An 18,645-nucleotide genomic window follows, 5' to 3' on the forward strand; every position below is an offset into this window, starting at 1 on the left:
GCGGTTCGGTGAACCGGCTCGGTGACAGGGACGTCCGGGGGCGGGCGGCCCCCGGAGAGTCAACGACCGGCGGAGCCCGCCGGTACGGTCAAACGCACCGGCAGGGTGCGGTGGCCGTTCATGATGAACGTCGGCAGCGGCTGAAGCTCGTCGCGCGGGACCGCCAGCTCCAGGTCGGGGAACCTCCCGAACAGGCCCGCCAGCCCGACCCTGGCCACCAGCCGGGCGACCCCGGCACCGAGGCAGTAGTGCGGGCCGTGCCCGAACGACAGGTGTTCCTTGTCGGCGCGCGTGATGTCGAACCGGTCGGCGTCCCCGCCGTGCAGGGCCGGGTCGCGCCCGACCGCGCTGTAGTTGACGAGGATCGGGTCGCCCTTGGGGATGGTCACCCCGTCGAGCTCGATGTCCTCGACCGCGTACCGCAGCGGCAGGTGCGCGAGGGGGGATTCCACCCGCAGGGTCTCGTCGATGACGTCGTCCCAGGTGGCCCGGCCGTCGAGCACCATGCTCCGTTGCTCGGGGTGGGTGAGCAGCGCGGTGATGGCGTTGTCGAAGAAGTTGATGGTGGTCTCGGACCCGGCACCGAGGATCGCGAAGATGGTGTCGCTCAGCTCCGACTCGCTGAGCCGGGAACCGTCCTCGTCCCGCGCCGCGATGAGGTCGCTGGTGATGTCCTCGCCCGGCTCGCGCCGCTTGAGCTCGATGAGCTCGGCCATCGCGCCGCGCCACCCCGCCAGGGTCGCCTGCGCCTGCTCGGGCGACACGGTCGTGTCCACCATCATGTCGATGACCTTGGCCGTCTCGACCCGGGCCTCCTCGTTCATGCCGATGAGGTCGGCCACCAGCCGGGCGGGCAGCGGATACGCGAAGCGCTCCCGCAGGTCCACCACCTCACCAGGGCCCGCCGCGGCGAGCGCGTCCAAGAGCTCGCCGGTGAGCTGCTCGACGCGCGGGCGGATCGCCTCGGTCCGGCGCGGAGTGAACGCCTTGCCGACCAGCCGGCGCAGCCGGACGTGGTCCTTGCCGTAGGCGGTCACCATGTTGTCCATCGCGATCCAGCTGATCATCTCCCAGTCGGGCGGGATCTCCCCGTTGATGAACGCCGGCCAGTGGTTGCGGGCGCTCTTGGTGACCCGCGGGTCGGTGAGCAGCCGCTTGATGGTGTCGTGGCCGTTGACCGACCAGGCGCAGACGTCGCCGGGAAGCCCGATCAGCACGGCGGGACCGCGCTCGCGCAGGCCGGCGGCCTCCTCGTGGATGTCGCGCCCCGTCGGGTCCAGCTTCACCGGGCAGCGGTTCTCCATCAGATGTCTCCAGTTCGTCGTCCGGATGCGAGAACGGTCATTTGAGCGACCGGAAGAACGCCCGGACGTCCTCGGTGAGGAGGCCGGGCTGTTCCATGGCCGGGAAGTGGCCGCCGCGGTCGAACTCGGTCCAGTGCGAGATGGACGGCAGGTCCCGGTCGGCGAAGCGGCGGATCGGCAGGAACACGTCGTGCGGGAACACCGCGACGCCGACGGGGACGGGGACGGGGGGCGGCACCGCCCCGGCGGCCGCCTGGGCGACGGCCTCGCGGCCCTCGTAGTAGAAGTGGGCCGAGGAGCCCATCGTGCGGGTGAACCAGTAGATCGAGGCGTTCGTGAGCATCTGGTCCCGGTCCACCGCGTCCTCCGGGACGGACTCGGAGTCCGTCCACTCCCGGAACTTCTCGACGATCCAGGCGAGCTGGCCGACCGGTGAGTCGTGCAGCGCGTACGCGAGGGTCTGCGGCCGGGTGGCCATGATCTTCATGTAGCCGGACAACTCGGCGTCGAAGCGGGCGAGCGCCCCCAGCCGGCTCTGGTCGAGCTCGCTCAGATCCGCCATCTCGGCGGGGTCGCCGGAAGGGAACGTCATGAGCATGTTGACGTGCACGCCCAGCACGCGCTCCGGCTCGGCCCGGCCGAGCTGGAGCGAGATGACCGATCCCGCGTCCCCTCCCTGGACGCCGTAGGCGTCGTACCCGAGCAGGTCCATCAACCGCGACCACGCCGCGGCGATCCTCGGCACGTCCCAGCCGGTCTGCCGGAGCGGGCCGGAGAAGCCGTACCCCGGCAGTGACGGGATCACCAGGTGGAAGGCGTCGGCCGGATCGCCGCCGTGCGCGCGGGGGTCGCTGAGCGGACCGATGACCTTGAGGAACTCGGCCACCGACCCGGGCCAGCCGTGGGTCATCAGCAGGGGCAGCGCGTCCGGCTCGGGCGACCGCACGTGCATGAAGTGGATCGTCTCGCCGTCGATCTCGGTCGTGAACTGCGGTATCTCGTTCAGCCGGGCCTCGGCGGCCCGCCAGTCGAAGCCGGTGCGCCAGTAGTCGGCGAGGCCCCTCAGATAGTGCAGCGGCACTCCGCGGTCCCAGCCGACACCGGGCAGTTCGTCCGCCCATCGCGTCTCGGCGATCCGGCGGCGCAGATCATCGATGTCGGCTTGCGGAATCTCGATCCGAAATGGACGCATGGCGACCCCACCTCTTCGGGTTTCGCGGAAACGGCGGACATTCTGAAAGGGCGCCCCCCAGATGCTCGGCGGAGCCACGCCAAGAAGATCGCACCGGGTTCGGGGCCGTGCATCTTCCGCATTGCGAACGTTCTCGCACGGCGGCGGATACGCGGATTCCAACGGCGCCCCGAGGGTCGGATCGTCGAGGGATACGCACGATGGAATAGGACAGATCACGGCTGACCGGGTCATGCTGAAGCCCCGTTCCGACATGGGGGAGAGGACCGGCAGTGACTGATCTGAAAACAGTGATCGGCGACCTGACCATCGAGAGCGAGCAGATCGACCGCATGGTGGCGGACATCGACGACGCCCACTGGCGGCTGCCGACGCCGGCGCCCGGCTGGACGGTCGCGGACCAGGTGGCCCATCTGGCCTTCATCTTCCGGCTCGCCGGCACCGCCGCGTCCGACGCGGCGGCGTTCCAGGCGCTGGTGGAAGGCGCGAAGGACGACTTCGACGGCGCGGTCAACGCGGCCCTGGCCGAGTTCCGGGCGCTCTCCCCCCGCGAGCTGCTGGCCCGCTGGCGGGCCGAGCGCGACGCGGGGATCGCGGCGCTCGCCGCCGTCCCGCCCGACCAGACGGTGCCGTGGCTGGTCAACCCGCTTCCCCCGGTGATCCTCGCCTGCGCCGGGATCATGGAGACGTTCGCCCACGGCCAGGACATCGCGGACGCGCTGGACGCCGCGCCGGAACGCACCGACAGGCTGGAGCACCTGGTCGGGTTCGCGGCGCTGACCCGGGACTTCGCCTACCAGGCCAGGGGGGTGCCCGCGCCCGAGGCCGAGTTCCGGTACGAGATCACGCTGCCGTCCGGGCGGCTGCTGGAGATCGGCCCGGCCGACGCCGGCCAGCGGGTCGCCGGGCCGGCCGAGGACTTCTGTCTCCTGGTGACGCGGCGCAGGCACCGCGACGATCTCGCGGTGACGGCCACCGGCGCCGAGGCCGAGCACTGGCTGGACATCGCCCAGGCGTACCGGGGCCCGGCGGGCGCCGGTCGCTCCCCCGGCCAGTTCTCCACGACGTCCGCGTGACCCGACCGGGCAGGCTCAGGAGGAACCCTCCATCTCGGCCACCCTTTTGCTGAGGTAGCGGCGGTCGGCGTCGGCCGTGGCGAGGGCGAGAGCCGCGCGGTAGTGCTCGGCGGCCTCGCGGTTGCGGCCGAGACGGCGGAGCAGGTCGGCCCGGGTCGCCGGCAGCAGGTGGTAGTCCGCGAGTTCGCCCTCGTCCTCGATCTCGGCGACGGCCGCCAGCCCGGCGGCCGGCCCCTCCCCCATCCCGATTGCCACGGCCCGGTTGAGCTTCACTACCGAGGAACCCGTTATCTCCACCAGCCGGTCGTAGAGAGCGGCGATCTCGGACCAGTCGGTGTCGTCCGGGGTGGGCGCGGTGGCGTGGCAGGCGGCGATGGCGGCCTGCACCTGGTAGGGACCGAGAGTGTTCCGACGCAGCGCGTCGCCCAGCAGCGCGACGCCCTCGGCGATCTCGCCGGCGTCCCAGCGGGAGCGGTCCTGATGCTCCAGCGTCACCAGGTCCCCGGCGTCGTCCACCCGGGTGGCGCGCCGGGCGTCGTGCAGCAGCATCAGCGCCAGCAGCCCCATCACCTCGGGCTCACCGGGCATCAGCCCGTCCAGCACCCGGGCCAGCCGGATCGCCTCGGCGCACAGTTCCCGCCGGACGAGTTCGGTACCGGTCGTGGCGGAGTATCCCTCGGTGAACAGCAGGTACAGCACGCCGAGCACCGCCGTGAGGCGTTCCGGCAGCCGGTGCGCGTCCGGGACGCGGTACGGGATGCCGGCGTGCCGGATCTTCTGCTTGGCGCGGACGAGACGCTTGGCCATCGTCGCCTCGGACACCAGGAAGCAGTGGGCGATCTCGGCGGTGGTCAGGCCCGCCAGGGTCCGCAGCGTCAGCGCCACCCGCGCCTCCAGCGAGAGCGCGGGATGGCAGCAGGTGAAGATCATGCGCAACTGGTCGTCCCGGACGCCGCTGACGGCGGCTTCGCTCTCCGCGGGCTCACCCGGTAGCGAGATCCGCGCGACCTCGCGGAGCTTGGCCTCTCCGACCGCCTCGCGCCGCAACCGGTCGATGGCCCGGTTGCGGGCGGTCGCCGTCAGCCAGGCCCCGGGCCGCCGAGGGAGGCCCGCCCGCGGCCAGTTCTGCAGGGCCTCGGCGAAGGCGTCCTGGGTGCACTCCTCCGCCAGGTCCCAGTCGCCCGTGAGCCCGACGAGCATCGCGACGATCTTTCCCCACTCGTCGCGGAAAACCCTGCCGACCACTTCGTTTTCGGGTGTCACGTCTCGCGGACCGGGCGCGTCGCGACGGCCATGGCGGAAGTGCGGCCGCGGCTGGACATCTAGCTTCTGTACCCTCCTCACCGCCCGCAGAGGCTCGTCCTCGGTCCGGAGGGTCGGCGGCCCGCTCGGACCGCCGCCTTCCAGGGCGACACCGAGCATCGTAATCACGAACCCGGTCCGCGCCGCGGCGAGGGGGCGGAGTCACCCCGCAGGCTCGGAACCGATCCGCCGCTCGATGTCGTGCCGCAGCGCCCGCTTGTCGATCTTTCCGACCGCGGTGAGAGGCAGGTCGTCCGTGAGAACCAGCCGCTCGGGCAGCTTGTAGCGGGCGACCCCGGCGCGTTCCATCGCCTCCACGAACATTTCGAGACGGAGCCCGCGTCCCGCGCCGTTCCGCGGCACGACGTACAGGCACACCCGCTCTCCGAGGACGGGATCGGGCATCGCCACCGCCGCCGCCACGCCGACGCCCTCGACCCGGTAGGCGTGCTCTTCCACCTCCTCGGCGGCGATCTTCTCGCCCGCCCGGTTGATCACGTCCTTGTCCCGTCCCTCGACGACCAGGTAACCGTCCGGGCGCAGCCGCACGATGTCGCCGGTGTTGTACCACCCGTCCTCGGTGAACGCGCGGTCGTTGTGCTCCTCGGCCCGGTAGTAGCCGCGGATCGTGTACGGGCCGCGGGTGAGCAGGATGCCGGGTTCGCCGTCCGGCACCGGCCTGCCCTCGCCGTCCACCAGCCGCAGCTCGTCGTCGGGACAGACCGGCGCCCCCTGCGTGCGGCAGGCGAGCTCCTCCGGGTCGTCCGGCCGGGTGATGCAGATGAGCCCCTCGGCCATCCCGTAGCCCTGCTGCAGAGCGCAGCCGAGCGTCGGCGCGATCTTGCGGGCGAGTTCGTCGGCCAACCGGGCGCCGCCCACCTGAAGGATCTCTAGGGACGAGAGGTCGTGTCCGTGGCCGGAACGGTGGAAGTCGAGCCACCGCTGGACCGACGCCGGCACGGCACCGGTGACGGTGACCCGCTCGCGCTCCACGAGGGGGAAGACCGCCGCCGGGTCCGGGGACGTGCACAGCACGACCCGGCCTCCGGACAGCAACGTGCCGAGGACTCCCGGTCCCGCCAGGGTGAAGTTGTGCGCCGCGGGCAGCGCGGCGAGGAAGACCGTGTCCGGGCCGAACCGGCAGGCGCGCGCGGAGTGGTCGATACCGCAGCCGTAGTCGTCGTGCGTGCGAGGAATCAGCTTCGGGGGTCCCGTCGTACCGCCGGACAGCAGGAACACGGCCGCCGCGCGGGCGTCCGGCGGCGGAGGGAGGTCCGCGGCGTCCGGCCCGGTACCGGCCTCGGCGCCGGGCAGGCACATCTCGGTCAGGCTCACGCCGCCGTGACGTACGTCCTCGGCGGCGACCAGCACGCGCTCGAGACCGGGATGCTCCCGGACGAGCTCGTTGGCCATGGCCTGGTGGTCGAAGCCCTTCACCACACCGGGCACGGCGATCGCCTTGGCCCCGGAGTGCGCGACCACGTGCGCCAGCTCGCTCCGGCGGTGCGCGGGCAGGGCCATCACAGGCACAACGCCCAGCCGCAGGCAGGCCAAGGTGAGGATCACGAATTCCCAGCGGTTGGGAAGCTGCACGACGATCCGGTCCCCCGCGCGCAGGCCGAGGCGGGCCATGCGCGCCGCCGCGGCCAGGGCCCGCCGCCACACCTCGGCGTAGGTCAGCCGCACCTCGCCGTCCACCAGGGCGATCGCCGCGGGCCGGGAGCCCACGACCGAGCGAAAGCGTTCCGCGAGCGGAACCCCGGTCCAGTGGCCCGCCGCCACGTAGCGTTCCGCCACGTCGTCCGGCCAGGCCACCGTCCCGTCCGCCGCCGTCCTCCCGCCCGTCACCGGTCGTCCTCTCCGGCCGCCGTCCCGGTTCTCGAGCGCAACCTGACGGGCAGCGAGTCCAGCCCGTGCATGATCATGCTCGGCCGCCAGCGCAACTCTGTCTCGGGCACCGCGAGCCGGAGGTCGGGGAAACGGTCGAGCGCGGAGCCGATCGCGACGATGCCCTCCATCCGGGCGAGCGGCGCGCCGATGCAGTGGTGGATCCCGTAGCCGAAGGCGAGCTGCGGGTTGTCGGCCCTTGCCAGGTCCAGCACGTCGGGGTCGGCGAAGCGCTCCGGGTCCCGGTTGGCGGCCAGCAGCGAGACGAGGACCGTGGCGCCCGCCGGGACGGCCGTCCCCGCCAGCTCCAGCGGCTCCAGGCTGGTGCGCAGTGCGATCTGCACCGGACTCTCGAACCGCAGTGACTCCTCGACGGCCGACGCCAGCAGCTCCGGGTCGGCCCGGAGCGCGGCGGCCTGTCCCCGATGGGTCAGCAGCGTCAGCATGGTGTTCCCGATCAGGTTGACCGTCGTCTCGTGGCCCGCGGTCAGCATCACGAACACCATCGAGGTCAGCTCGTGCGCACTGAGCCCCTCCGCGCCGCCCTCCGCGCCGTCGTGCACGGCGACCAGAGCCGACAGAAGATCCTCGCGCGGCTCGCGCCGCTTGCGATCCAGGAGTTCCCGGATGTATCCGAGCATCTCCGCCGCGGCCGAGTTGAGTTCTTCAAGGGACAGCGTGCTGCTGGTGATGGACTCGGTCCAGTCGTGAAAGTCCGCCGCGTCCTCCTCCGGCACACCGAACATCTCGATCAGTACGCGGATCGGCAGCGGGAGCGCGAGCCCCGCATGAAGTCGGCCTCGTCGTGCCGTGCCATGGAGGTCAGCAACTCGTCGGTGATGGCTTGGACGCGGGGGCGGAGCCGTTCCATGCGCCGCCGGGTGAAGGCACCTGCCACCAGCCGCCGCAGCCGCGTGTGGTCGGGCGGGCCGGCGTTGAGCATGTGACTGTTCATGCCCTTGTCGAGGTCCTCGGGCAGGCGCCGCCTGTTGCCCACCGTCGCGGTTCGCCCCCGCAGCCTCGGGTCGGTGAGGGCCCGGCGCGCGGCCTCGAACCCGGTCACGAGGAAAGCGGTCTCCCCCGAGCGCAAGGTGACGCGGTGCACCGCCTCGGCCCCGCGCAGCCGCGCGTACTCGGAGTGCAGCCTCGCTGCGTCTGCCAGCAGGAAGTCGGCGGTCTGCAGAACCTGGGTCATACCAGCGATTCTTGATGGGGACTCAGAGGGCGGCATCTTCCCTCGTGCCGCCCTCCCCGCCCGTCCGGGTGCCCGCTAACGCCGGGCGGCGCCGCGGCCGGGGCGGACCGCCCGGATGCCGGCCGCGAACGGGACGGGCCACCGCACGCCCGGCCCGGAGTACCCCTGCCCGGCAGCCGCGCGGAGCGTCCACTGCGGGTCGGCGAGGTGGGCGGCGCCGAGCGCGCACAGGTCGGCCTGGCCCGCCAGGACGATCGAGTTGACCTCGTCGGCGGAGGTGATCCCGCCCGAGGCGATCACCGGGACCCCCGCCTCGTTGCGGACCCGCTCCGCGAAGGGCACCTGGTACAACCGGCCGTAGGCGGGGGAAGCGTCGGGGACGACCTGGCCCGTCGACACGTTGATCGCGTCCGCCCCGTGCGCGGCGAGCGCCCTGGCCGTCTCGACCGCATCGTCGACGGCCGTCCCTCCTTCGGCCCAGTCGGTCGCGGAGATCCGCACCGTCACCGGACGGTCGTCCGGCCAGGCGTCGCGGACCGCCCCCAGTACCTCCAGCGGAAAGCGGAGCCGGTTCGCGAGCGTGCCGCCGTATCGGTCGGTCCGCCGGTTGGTGAGCGGGGAGAGGAAACTCGACAGGAGATAGCCGTGCGCGTAGTGCAGTTCGAGCAGGTCGAAGCCGGCGCGGGCGCCCATCCGCGCGGCCTCCGCGAACCGCTCGCGGATCTCGTCCATCTCCGCGGTCGTCAGCGCGTGGGGAATCTGGTTCGCGTCCCGGTACGGGATCGGGGACGGCGCGACGATGTCCCAGTTGCCGTCCGGCAGCGGGACGTGGTCGGCGCCCCGGCCGGGCCGGCGGACGGAACCCTTGCGTCCGCTGTGGCCGAGCTGCAGGCCGATCGCGGCGGTGGACGCGGTGTGCACGAAGTCGGTGACGCGCCGCCACGCCGCCTCGTGCCCCGGCGCGTACATCCCCGTGCACCCGGGCGTGACCCGGCCGTCCGGTGACACGCCCACCATCTCGGTCATGACGAGCCCCGCTCCGCCCAGCGCCTTGGAGCCGAGGTGGACGAGGTGGAACTCTCCGGGCGTGCCCTCGTCGGAGCAGAACATCCCCATCGGGGACACGGTCACGCGGTTCTCCAGGGTCAGCCCGCGCAGCCGGAGCGGCTGGAACATCGGCGGCCGCGGGTCGCCGAAGACCTTGGCGGCGACCCCGTCGACGAACTCGGCGTCGCGCTCGCGCAGGTCGCCGTAGCCGACGCGGCGGCTGCGCGTGAGGAAGCCGAACGCGAGCCGCTCCGGATCGTGCCGGGCGTGCCGATCGATGCCCTCGAACCATTCGACGCTCGCGCGGGCCGCGCGCTGGACGGCGGACGCGACCGGTTTGCGCGCCGACTCGTACGCCTCGAGCGCGGCGGGGACGTCGTGATGCGCGTGCAGGTTCGTGGCGAGCGCCAGCGCGTCCTCGAGCGCCAGTTTGATCCCCGGTCCGATGGAGTAGTGGGCGGTGTGCGCGGCGTCTCCGAGGAGCACGACGTTTCCGTGCCGCCAGGTCCCGTTGCGGACCGTGGCGAAGTCGAGCCACTTGGAGTTGCTGCCGATCAGGCGGTGACCGTCCAGGATCTCCGCGAAGAGCCGCTGCAACCGGTCGATGCTCTCGCCGTCGCTCTCCCCCGGCTCGAGGACGGTCGAGCGGAATCCGGCGGCCCGCCACACCGGATCCCGCATGTCGACGATGAACGTGGAACGGGTGGGGCCGTACGGGTAGGCGTGGACCTGCATCAGCCCGTGCGGGGTCTCCACGACGTGCAGCTCGAACTCGTCGAAGACCCGATCGGTGCCCAGCCAGATGTACTTGGATTCGGCGGTCTCGACTTCGGTCCCGAAGGCGTCGGCGTACTTCGCCCGGGTCGCGACCCCGCTCCGTCGGCGGCGACCACCAGGTCGTGGGAGGCGGCCAGCTCGTCCACCGACGGCGCCTCCGTCCGGAACATCAGCGTGACGCCCAGCTCGGCGCAGCGGCGCCGCAGTGCTTGTTGCAGGCTCGCGCGGCTCATCGCGGCGAGACCGTGGCCGCCGGAGCGGGCGGCACGTTCGCCGGCGTGGACGGTGATGCCGTCCCAGCGGACCAGCTCCCGGGCCACCGCCGCGTCCACCGCCGGATCGGCGGCGGCGACGCCGCCGAGCGACCAGTCGGAGACGATGATGCCGAACCCCGACGCGTCGTCGGCGGGGTTGCGCTCCCATACCGTCACCTCGTCGTCGGGCCCGAGCCGCCTTGCCGCCGCGGCGAAGTACAGGCCCCCGGGACCGCCACCGATCACCGCGATGCGCATGCTGCCTCCTGTCCGACCTGACCGGGCTCCGACATGTACACGGTGGGCCCGGGGCGCCCGCGCCGCATCTTCCCGATTGCCGTTGGGGCGCCGGAGGTGCCGACGCACGGGAAGGCCGCCCACCACGGGCGGTGGTGGGCGGCCTCGCCGACAGGCGGGTTACGAGAAGGAGATCGGCACGGGGGCCGCGCCCTGGCCGGCGAAGTCACCGACGCCGATGAAGCAGGACGCGGTGCCGCAGTCGACGGTGCCGGCGGAACCGCTGCCGTCGACGTAGGCGCCGACGAAGGTGCGGTTGAGGACCATCGTGGTCGACGCGCTGCCGCCGGCGTCGGCGGTGAACTCGGTCTGGTTGGCGGGGTTGCAGGCGATCTTCGAGCCGACGGTCGCGCACTGACCGGCGGTCAGGACGTCGCCGGCGTCGAAGCCGGCCGCGGCGACTTGCACCGTGGCGCCGTCGGACAGGCCGCTCGACGGGGTGACGGTGGCCGTCTGCGCCGCCGCGGATGCGGTCTGGGCGCCCATGATCAGGCCCCCTCCGAGCACCGCGGTGACGCCGGCCATGGACAGGAGCCTGCCTCGGCTCTTGCTCTTCACCACTTTCCTCCGTTTCAGTGGTGGACATCAGGTTGGAGTGGGAGCGAATCAGTCTTTTGTGATTCATCCTCCACCGGTCCGAACTCTAGCCACGTCCGCACCTATCGTCGTCTTCCAGATTGCTCATGCTCGATTCGCTTCCGATGCCTCCGGGCAGAGCCGGCGCATCGGCTCCCTCTTGCTGGTGCCGGGGTCCGTTTTCATTGTCCGCACCCGAAAGTGGCAAATTAAATTACGGTGTTATTGTTAAATATTGCGCGAAAGCATGATCGAAGAAGGTGTCAATGGCGCGATAAGGCACCCTGATATCGCTGATGATGTTTTCGTCGCGTCCGGGAAGTGCCCTGGTAGCGGCGCGGTCCGCCGGGCGCGAGGACCGAGAAAGGAATCCCGTGAGCACTTCGGAGGCCGACTTCGTCCCCGTGCCGGTGCCTCGGCCGCGCCCCGCCCGCGGAAAGGAGAGGAACGGAGCCCACTGGGCGGGACCGCCGCGGGCGCGTGCCGCTTCTCCCGAGCAGGAGCGCGCGGAGTTGCGCGAACGGATCGTGACCGGCCGCCGCGCGGCGATCGAGCGGCAGCACGGGCTCGGCAAGCGCACCGCCCGGGAACGGCTGGAGCTCCTGCTCGACGAAGGGACGTTCGTCGAGTTGAACATGTACCGCCGCGGACACGCACGCGGCGACGGGACCGCCATGCCGCACACGGACGGGGTGATCACCGGATCGGGGACGGTCGACGGCCGCCGCGTCTTCGTCTACGCCCAGGACTTCACGATCTTCGGAGGGTCGCTCGGTGAGGCGCACGCATCAAAGATCCACAAGGTGATGGACCTCGCGATCGCCAACGGTGCTCCTCTCATCGGGCTGAACGACAGCGGGGGCGCCCGGATCCAGGAGGGGGTGATGGCGCTCAACGGGTACGGGGGGATCTTCCGCCGGCACGTCCGCGCGTCCGGCGTGATCCCGCAGATCAGCGTCGTGCTCGGGCCGTGCGCCGGCGGTGCCGCCTACTCGCCGGCGCTGGCGGACTTCACCTTCATGGTCCGCGACACCGCACAGATGTACCTGACCGGGCCCGATGTCGTGGAGGCGGTCAGCGGTCAGCGGGTCAGCCACGCCGAACTCGGCGGCGCCGAGGTGCACGGGCGGCATTCGGGCGTGGCCACGTTCTCTACGACGACGAGGAGACGTGCCTCGAGGAGGTGAGGTACCTCCTCTCGCTGCTGCCCTCCAACTACCTCGAACCCGTGCCGGCGGGGCCGCCCCGCGGTGCGGCCGACGATGCGCGGCCACGGCTGGCCGAGATCGTCCCGGCCGACCCCAGCAAGCCCTACGACATGCGGCTCGTCATCGGCGAACTGGTGGACGACGGCGAGTTCCTCGAACTGCACGAGAGCTGGGCGCCCAACGTGATCTGCGCGCTGGCCCGGATCGACGGGGGCTCCGTCGGGATCGTCGCCAACCAGCCCACCTGGCTCGCCGGGGTCCTGGACGCCGCCGCCGCGCAGAAGGCAGCACGTTTCGTCCGGTTCTGCGATGCCTTCGGTATTCCGCTGGTGACGCTGGTCGACGTACCGGGATTCCTGCCCGGCACCGACCAGGAGCATTCGGGTGTGATCCGGCACGGGGCCAAGCTGCTGTACGCCTACTGCGAGGCGACCGTCCCGCGGATCCAGGTGATCCTCAGGAAGGCCTACGGCGGCGCCTACATCGTGATGGACTCCCGCTCCATAGGCACCGATCTGTCGCTGGCATGGCCGTCGAACGAGATAGCGGTGATGGGCGCGGAGGCCGCCGTCAACGTCGTCCACCGCAAGCAGCTGGCGGACGCGGACGACCCGGCGGCGCTGCGGGCGGTGCTCGTCGACGAGTACGCCCGTGAGCTCATGCATCCTTACTACGCGGCGGAGCGCGGTCTCGTCGACGATGTGATCGACCCGGCGCGGACGCGGGCCGCGGTCGCCGGCGGCCTGGCCATGCTCCGGGACAAGGCGGATCCGCCGCCGCCGCGCAAGCACGGCAACGTCCCGCTGTGAGAGCGGACGCCTCCCCCCGGCGCGAGCCGCCGCCGGGCTCAGCCGCGCAGGAAAGGAACGAGCACGGGCTCGAGTTCGTCCGGGCCCGCGTCGTGGGGCGGGCCGTCCACACTGGCGTGCTCGCCCGCGGGCAGCGCCTCCGCGGCCTTCTCGGCGGTGTGCCGGAGCCACGGGGCGCTCGCCGTGCTCGCGATGACCAGTGCGGGCGATTTGAGGCCGGCCATCCTGTCGGCCGGCCACGAGCGGTCCCCGACGAGCGCGGCGTCGTAGGGAAGCGTGTGCGAGATCGCCTCCAGCCCCGGCCACATGGGCATCTGGCGCATGTGCTCGACGCCCTGCGGCGGGATGTTCATGGCGGCCGTCAGGAAGTGCTCGACCGTCTCGGCACGGCGGCCCTCGGAGGCGAGCCGCTCGAGCCGCTCCCGAAGCTCCGGGTCCGGCCGCGGGCCCTCGTCGAATCGGTAGGGAGGCTCGAACACGGCGACCCGCGGGAGGGGGTTCCGGGCGGCGACCTCCAGGGCGAGGCAGCCGCCGGACGAGTTGCCGTACAGGGCGGCGGAACCGCCGAGCGCCTCGTTGAGGGCTTCGAGATCCTCGATCTCGCGTTCCACGGCGTACGGGGGCGTGTCGCCGCTCGCGCCGCGGCCGCGCCGGTCATAGGTCACCACGGTGAAGTGCGCCGCCAACGCCTCCGCGAGGGCGGCACCGGTGTTCCGGTCGGCGAACGCGCCCCCGACGATGATCACCGGTGGTCCGTCGCCGGACCGTTCGTAGGCGATCCGGGTGCCGTCCCGTGAGATGACTTCCTCCATAAGAACCCCCCGATTTGTCCCGTATGTCGGAATTAGTGCGTCCTGTTGCGCCGCACGATGTCCGGCCGTTCTTGATCAACTTCCCGTCTCACGTTAGTGCATCGCCGACGCGCGATACCGGGAAACACCAGGTAGGCGCACGATTGCGGAGACAAATCCGCGTGTGTGCCGATTTTTTCCGGAAGGTCTGCTCGAAGGCTGTCCATCTCGCGCGTCCCCGTTCGTCGTGCAGGTGGGAAGACGTAACTCCCCTCACGACACTCACGCAGGACTTCGAGTGAAAGGGACAGACGATGGATCCCGTGACCCCGCGGGCGGCGGACGCCCAGCCCGAGCCTGCCCCCGATCCCCGGCGATGGACCGCGCTGTGGGTGCTGTGCCTCATCCAGTTCATGCTCACCCTGGACATGACGGTGGTGAACATCGCGCTGCCGGCGATCCAAAGCGACCTAGAGGTGTCCGATTCGGGGCTGGCCTGGGTCGTGAACGGTTATGTGCTCATGGCCGGGGGCCTCCTCCTGCTCGGCGGCCGGTTCTCCGACATCTTCGGCCGACGGCTGATCTTCGTCGCCGGGGTGGTCACCTTCGGAGTGGCGTCGGCGATCTGCGCCGCCGCGGTGAACCCCGGCATGCTGATCGGCGGCCGGTTCCTGCAGGGCGCCGGAGAGGCGCTGGCGGCGCCCGCGTCGCTCGGGCTGATCGCCGTGCTCTTCACCGACACGAAGGAGCGGGCGAAGGCGCTGGGCATCTGGGGCGGCGTCTCCGGGCTGGGCGGCGTGCTCGGCACGGTCCTGTCCGGGGTGCTGACCGACTTGGCGAACTGGAGATGGGTCTTCTACATCAACATCCCCGTCGCCCTCATCACGCTGTTCATGGCCTCTCGGGTGGTTCCGGAGAGCCGCATGGCGGACCGCTACAGCCGCATCGACTTCCCCGGCGCCGTGCTCGGCACCAGCGGCCTCGTGGCCATCGTCTACGGGCTCCTGCAGGCGTCCACCCACGACTGGGGGGCGTGGCAGGTCCTGTTGCCCCTCCTGGGCGGCGTGGCTCTGCTCGCGCTGCTGGTCCTCGTGGAGGTCCGCACGCGCGAGCCGCTCATCCCGCTCCGGGCGCTCGCCAACCGCACCCGCGCGACGACCAACTTCATCACGCTGTTCCAGGCGTCCGGGTTCTTCTCCTACGTCTTCCTGCTCACCTTGTTCGAGCAGCAGGTTCTGGGATATTCGCCGCTCGAGGGCGGGCTCGGCTACCTCCCGCTCGGTGTCGGCATCGGCGTGGGCGTCGGCATCGGCGCCGGGATGATGGCGAACCTCGGAGTCAAGCCCGTCCTGGCGATCGGCTTCTTCGGATCCGCGGTGGGGCTGCTCATGACGACCTTCATGGTCGACGCCGACAGTTCGTACCTCAGCGGGGTGCTCCCGGGGATGGCGGTGTTCGGCCTCTTCAGCGGGTTGTGTTTCCCGACCACCGCCAACGCCGCCCTGCACAACGTCACCACGGAGAACGCGGGACTCGCGTCCGGAGTGCAGACCGCGATGCAGCAGGTGGGCGGTGCGATCGGCCTCGCCTTCCTGGTGACGCTCGCGCTCCGGGAGACCGCCGATCAGATCGGCGCCGGCGTGGCCCCCGGCGACGCCGCGGCCGACGGGTACTGGATGGCGCTTCGTGTCGCGGCGGTGATGCTCGTCATCGGCGGCGTGCTCATCCTCGCCCTCTTCGAGTCCGTCAGCGGCCGTCCGCGCAACGCGCTGGGCGAGTACATGCCCGAGAAGGAGGCGACCTCATGAGCGGCGGCACATCGCACCGGCGGGACCCGGCCCCGGAGGCACAGCGGAACGGTCCCGGCATCCGCGTCGTCGGCGCCCGCGAGAACAACCTCAAGGACGTCTCGCTGGTCGTCCCGCGCGATCGGATCACCGTCTTCGTCGGCGTGTCCGGATCGGGCAAGTCGTCCCTGGCCTTCGACACCGTCGCGGTGGAGGCGCAGCGCCAGCTGAACGCGGCCTTCCCCGTATCGGTCCGCAACCAGCTCCCCAAGTACGAGCGGCCGCACGTCGAGGCCGTCCTGAACCTGACGGCCCCCATCGTGGTCGATCAGCAGCCGCTGACCGGGAACGCCAGGTCCACCGTCGGGACGATCACCGATGTCTACTCGCTGATCCGGGTGCTGTTCGCGCAGCACACCGAGCCCGGGCCGGTCCATCCCTCCCTGTATTCCTTCAACGCTCCCAACGGGATGTGCACGGGGTGCGAGGGGATCGGGCGCGCCCTCCGGCCCGACCCCGACCTGATGCTCGACAGCACGAAATCGCTCGACGAGGGCCCGATCCTGGTGCCCGGTTATCCGGTCGGCAGCCCCGGCTGGCAGTACTACGCGAACTACGAGGGACTGGACGCGAAGAAGCGGCTGAGCGATTACTCCGAGGAGGAATGGCACACGCTGCTCCACGGCGTCGAGGGCACCGTCGACCTCACCTACAAGAACGGCCGGACGCAGACCATCAAGTACGAGGGACTGGTCGCCGCCTTCACCAAGAAATACCTGAAGCGCGACATCGAATCGCTGGGCGAGAAGACGCGCGAGATGGCCAAGCGGTTCATCGCGGAAGGCCCGTGCCCGGACTGCGACGGTGCCCGGCTCAATCCCACGGCGCTCGCCACCCGGATCGGCGGCCGGAACATCGCCGAATGGTCCCGGATGCAGATCAGTGACCTCGCCGAGCTCCTCGCGGGACTGGACGACGGCGTGCGGGGACCGATGACGGAGACCGTCCGCGAGTCGCTCGTGCGGATCGAGGCGATCGGGCTCGGCTACCTCAGCCTCGACCGGGCCACCACGTCCCTGTCCGGGGGCGAAGGCCAGCGGCTGAAGATGGTCAAGCACCTGGGAAGCGACCTGACGGGGCTGACCTACTTCTTCGACGAGCCGAGCGCCGGGCTGCACCCGCGGAACGTGGGGCAGCTCAACGCGCTCCTGCGCGCGTTGCGGGACAAGGGCAACACCGTCCTGGTGGTGGAGCACGATCCCGACGTCATCGCGATCGCCGATCACGTCGTCGAGATCGGCCCGGGCGCGGGCGACGCCGGCGGCAGGATCGTCTTCGAGGGGCCGGTCGAGGAGCTCCTGGCGACCGAGACGGTCACCGGGACGAGCCTGCGCGGGTCGGGCAAGGTGAAGACCGACTGCGCGAGCCGGACGGCGTCATGAAGATCGAGAACGCCTCGCTGCACAACCTCAAGAACGTCTCGGTCGACGTTCCGTCGGGCGTGCTCACGGTGGTCACCGGGGTCGCCGGCGCGGGCAAGAGCTCGCTGATCCTCGGTGCGCTCCGGGCCGCGCACCCGGAGGCCGTCTTCGTGGACCAGTCTCCGATCGCGAAGTCCTCGCGCTCCACGCCGGCGACCTACCTCGGGCTCATGGACCCGATCAGGAAGCTGTTCGGCAAGGCGAGCGGCGTCAAGGAGAGCCTGTTCAGCTTCAACTCGGACGGTGCCTGCGAGGAGTGCCAGGGGCGCGGTGTCCTCATCACCGAGATCGCTACATGGACCCCATCACCACGCACTGCGACACGTGCGACGGCCGCCGTTTCAAGGAGGAGGTGCTCGCCCACCGCCTCCGCGACCGTTCGATCGCCGACGTCCTGGACATGTCCGCGGCCGAGGCCGCGGAGTTCTTCACCGAGAAGCAGGTCCGCTCGAAGCTGGACGGCATGCTCGAGACCGGGCTGGCCTACCTGGGGCTCGGGCAGTCGCTGAGCACCCTGTCCGGCGGAGAGCGGCAGCGGATCAAGCTCGCCGACCAGCTGGCGAAGACCGGCGGGCTCTACATCCTCGACGAGCCCACCGCGGGACTGCACATGTCCGACATCGACATGTTGCTGAACCTGCTGAACGGCATGGTCGACCGGGGCAACACGGTCGTGGTCATCGAGCACAACCTCTCGGTGATCGCCCAGGCGGACTGGGTCATCGATGTGGGCCCGGGCGGTGGCCGGGACGGCGGAGAGATCATGTTCACCGGGACGCCGGACGAGCTCCTCGCGGCCGAGGCGCCGCTGATCAGCGAGCATCTGCGGGAGTACCGGACGGCCGCGGGCTGAGCCCGCGGGCCCCGTTCCGCCCCGGCCGCGGTCGGTCGGCGGCGGAACGGGGCGACCGGGCCGCACGTGGTTTCCCGGGCCGGAATCCCGGGCGCAATCGCGGAGATGCGCGCCGCGAGGCGGCGATGTGACGCTCGTTGTGAACTTCCTGCACTGTGAAGGAGATGCGCGATGGCAGGCCGAACCACCGTGTGCGGACGAGGGGCGCACGTTCCGCCCGAGCCGGACCTCGCGCCGAGTGAGATCATCGCGCGGGCGGAGGCCATCGCGGCGACGCTCGTCGAGCGGCAGGCGGAGACCGAGAAGCGGACCTACTGCGCCCCCGACACGCACGAGGCCATGGTGAACGCCGGCCTCTACCGGATTCTCGTACCGCGCCGCTACGGCGGATACGGGTTCGGGATCGAGACCTTCCTGCGGGTGTCGATGGCGCTCGCGCGCGGATGCCCGTCCACCGGCTGGATGTACAGCCTGGGCGCGGCGCACGCGCTCAACGTGGCGAGCCTCTTCGGGGAAGAGGCGCAGGAGGAACTCTTCGGCACCGGGGACTTCATCTGCCCCGCGGTGGCGGCACCGGGCGGCAAGGCCGAACAAGGCCCCGACGGACGATGGCTGATCAGCGGAACGTGGCGCTACTGCTCCGGCGCGCCCTACGCGACGCACTTCCTCGGCCACACGCTCGTCTCGCCCGGCGCCGGCTCCCTCCGGAACCGATGGCGTTCATCGTGCCGCGAAGGGACTGGCGGCTCGCCGAGGACTGGGGAGACCACCTCGGGCTCAGGGGAAGCGGGTCGCACAGCATCGTGATC

General features: G+C 71.0%; 15 protein-coding genes and 1 pseudogene. 6 read left to right on the forward strand and 10 right to left on the reverse strand.

Annotation, left to right across the window (positions count from 1 at the left end):
- Positions 1-59 precede the first annotated feature (59 nt).
- Together BJF79_RS36865 and BJF79_RS36870 are read right to left on the reverse strand one after the other, a co-directional pair.
- The gene (locus tag BJF79_RS36865; RefSeq protein ID WP_075904367.1) at positions 60-1,304 is read right to left on the reverse strand and encodes a cytochrome P450 family protein; all 1,245 of its coding nucleotides are present in this window, start codon (positions 1,302-1,304) and stop codon (positions 60-62) included.
- 37 nt (positions 1,305-1,341) lie between these two features.
- The gene (locus BJF79_RS36870) at positions 1,342-2,496 is read right to left on the reverse strand and encodes an epoxide hydrolase family protein (RefSeq protein ID WP_075904369.1); all 1,155 of its coding nucleotides are present in this window, start codon (positions 2,494-2,496) and stop codon (positions 1,342-1,344) included.
- 272 nt (positions 2,497-2,768) lie between these two features.
- On the opposite strand from BJF79_RS36870, the gene BJF79_RS36875 reads away from it, so the two are divergent.
- A complete protein-coding gene (locus tag BJF79_RS36875; protein WP_075904371.1) occupies positions 2,769-3,572 on the forward strand; it encodes a TIGR03084 family metal-binding protein in 804 nt (267 codons plus the stop codon).
- Between the two features lie 15 nt (positions 3,573-3,587).
- On the opposite strand, the gene BJF79_RS36880 is transcribed toward BJF79_RS36875, so the two are convergent.
- The 7 genes from BJF79_RS36880 to BJF79_RS36900 all read right to left on the reverse strand — a co-directional run bounded on the left by BJF79_RS36880 (position 3,588) and on the right by BJF79_RS36900 (position 10,856).
- Positions 3,588-4,817 carry an RNA polymerase sigma factor gene (locus BJF79_RS36880; RefSeq protein WP_262403109.1) on the reverse strand — a complete coding sequence of 410 codons (1,230 nt, stop codon included), beginning with the start codon at positions 4,815-4,817 and terminating at the stop codon, positions 3,588-3,590.
- A 219-nt stretch (positions 4,818-5,036) separates the two neighbouring features.
- Entirely contained in the window at positions 5,037-6,722 is a 1,686-nt protein-coding gene (locus BJF79_RS36885) for a (2,3-dihydroxybenzoyl)adenylate synthase (RefSeq protein WP_075904375.1), read from the reverse strand.
- Positions 6,719-7,507, reverse strand: coding sequence for a cytochrome P450 (locus tag BJF79_RS63415; protein ID WP_262403110.1), 789 nt, complete (start codon positions 7,505-7,507; stop codon positions 6,719-6,721). Before BJF79_RS63415 ends, BJF79_RS36885 begins: the two co-directional genes overlap by 4 nt.
- A gap of 5 nt (positions 7,508-7,512) precedes the next feature.
- Positions 7,513-7,956, reverse strand: a complete 444-nt coding sequence (locus BJF79_RS63420) for a cytochrome P450 (RefSeq protein ID WP_262403111.1) — start codon at positions 7,954-7,956, stop codon at positions 7,513-7,515.
- 75 nt (positions 7,957-8,031) lie between these two features.
- The gene (locus BJF79_RS36895) at positions 8,032-9,759 is read right to left on the reverse strand and encodes an FAD-dependent monooxygenase (RefSeq protein WP_410050192.1); all 1,728 of its coding nucleotides are present in this window, start codon (positions 9,757-9,759) and stop codon (positions 8,032-8,034) included.
- A complete protein-coding gene (locus tag BJF79_RS66015; protein WP_316043513.1) occupies positions 9,738-10,292 on the reverse strand; it encodes a lycopene cyclase family protein in 555 nt (184 codons plus the stop codon). Before BJF79_RS66015 ends, BJF79_RS36895 begins: the two co-directional genes overlap by 22 nt.
- 159 nt (positions 10,293-10,451) lie before the next feature.
- Entirely contained in the window at positions 10,452-10,856 is a 405-nt protein-coding gene (locus tag BJF79_RS36900) for an enediyne antibiotic chromoprotein (protein WP_075904442.1), read from the reverse strand.
- 563 nt (positions 10,857-11,419) lie between these two features.
- On the opposite strand from BJF79_RS36900, the pseudogene BJF79_RS36905 reads away from it, so the two are divergent.
- Positions 11,420-12,924, forward strand: a pseudogene (locus tag BJF79_RS36905) (acyl-CoA carboxylase subunit beta).
- A gap of 38 nt (positions 12,925-12,962) precedes the next feature.
- Here the strand turns inward: BJF79_RS36905 and BJF79_RS36910 are convergent.
- Positions 12,963-13,736, reverse strand: coding sequence for an alpha/beta fold hydrolase (locus BJF79_RS36910; RefSeq protein ID WP_075904377.1), 774 nt, complete (start codon positions 13,734-13,736; stop codon positions 12,963-12,965).
- Positions 13,737-14,029: 293 nt separating this feature from the next.
- Here BJF79_RS36910 and BJF79_RS36915 point away from each other — a divergent pair, with 293 nt between their 5' ends.
- The 4 genes from BJF79_RS36915 to BJF79_RS63425 all read left to right on the forward strand — a co-directional run bounded on the left by BJF79_RS36915 (position 14,030) and on the right by BJF79_RS63425 (position 18,643).
- On the forward strand, positions 14,030-15,523 hold the full coding sequence (locus BJF79_RS36915) for an MFS transporter (protein WP_075904379.1): 1,494 nt from the start codon (positions 14,030-14,032) through the stop codon (positions 15,521-15,523).
- Complete coding sequence (locus BJF79_RS66020; protein ID WP_316043514.1) at positions 15,520-16,944, forward strand: hypothetical protein; 1,425 nt, start codon at positions 15,520-15,522, stop codon at positions 16,942-16,944. The genes BJF79_RS36915 and BJF79_RS66020 overlap by 4 nt, the downstream gene beginning before the upstream one ends.
- 334 nt (positions 16,945-17,278) lie before the next feature.
- Positions 17,279-17,836, forward strand: a complete 558-nt coding sequence (locus BJF79_RS66025; protein WP_316043515.1) for an ATP-binding cassette domain-containing protein — start codon at positions 17,279-17,281, stop codon at positions 17,834-17,836.
- 171 nt (positions 17,837-18,007) lie between these two features.
- Positions 18,008-18,643: an acyl-CoA dehydrogenase family protein gene (locus BJF79_RS63425; RefSeq protein ID WP_262403112.1), complete on the forward strand. Its 636-nt coding sequence runs from the start codon at positions 18,008-18,010 to the stop codon at positions 18,641-18,643.
- The last annotated feature ends 2 nt before the right edge of the window (positions 18,644-18,645 follow it).

It is taken from the genome of Actinomadura sp. CNU-125 (assembly GCF_001942465.1).
GTDB lineage: Bacteria > Actinomycetota > Actinomycetes > Streptosporangiales > Streptosporangiaceae > Spirillospora.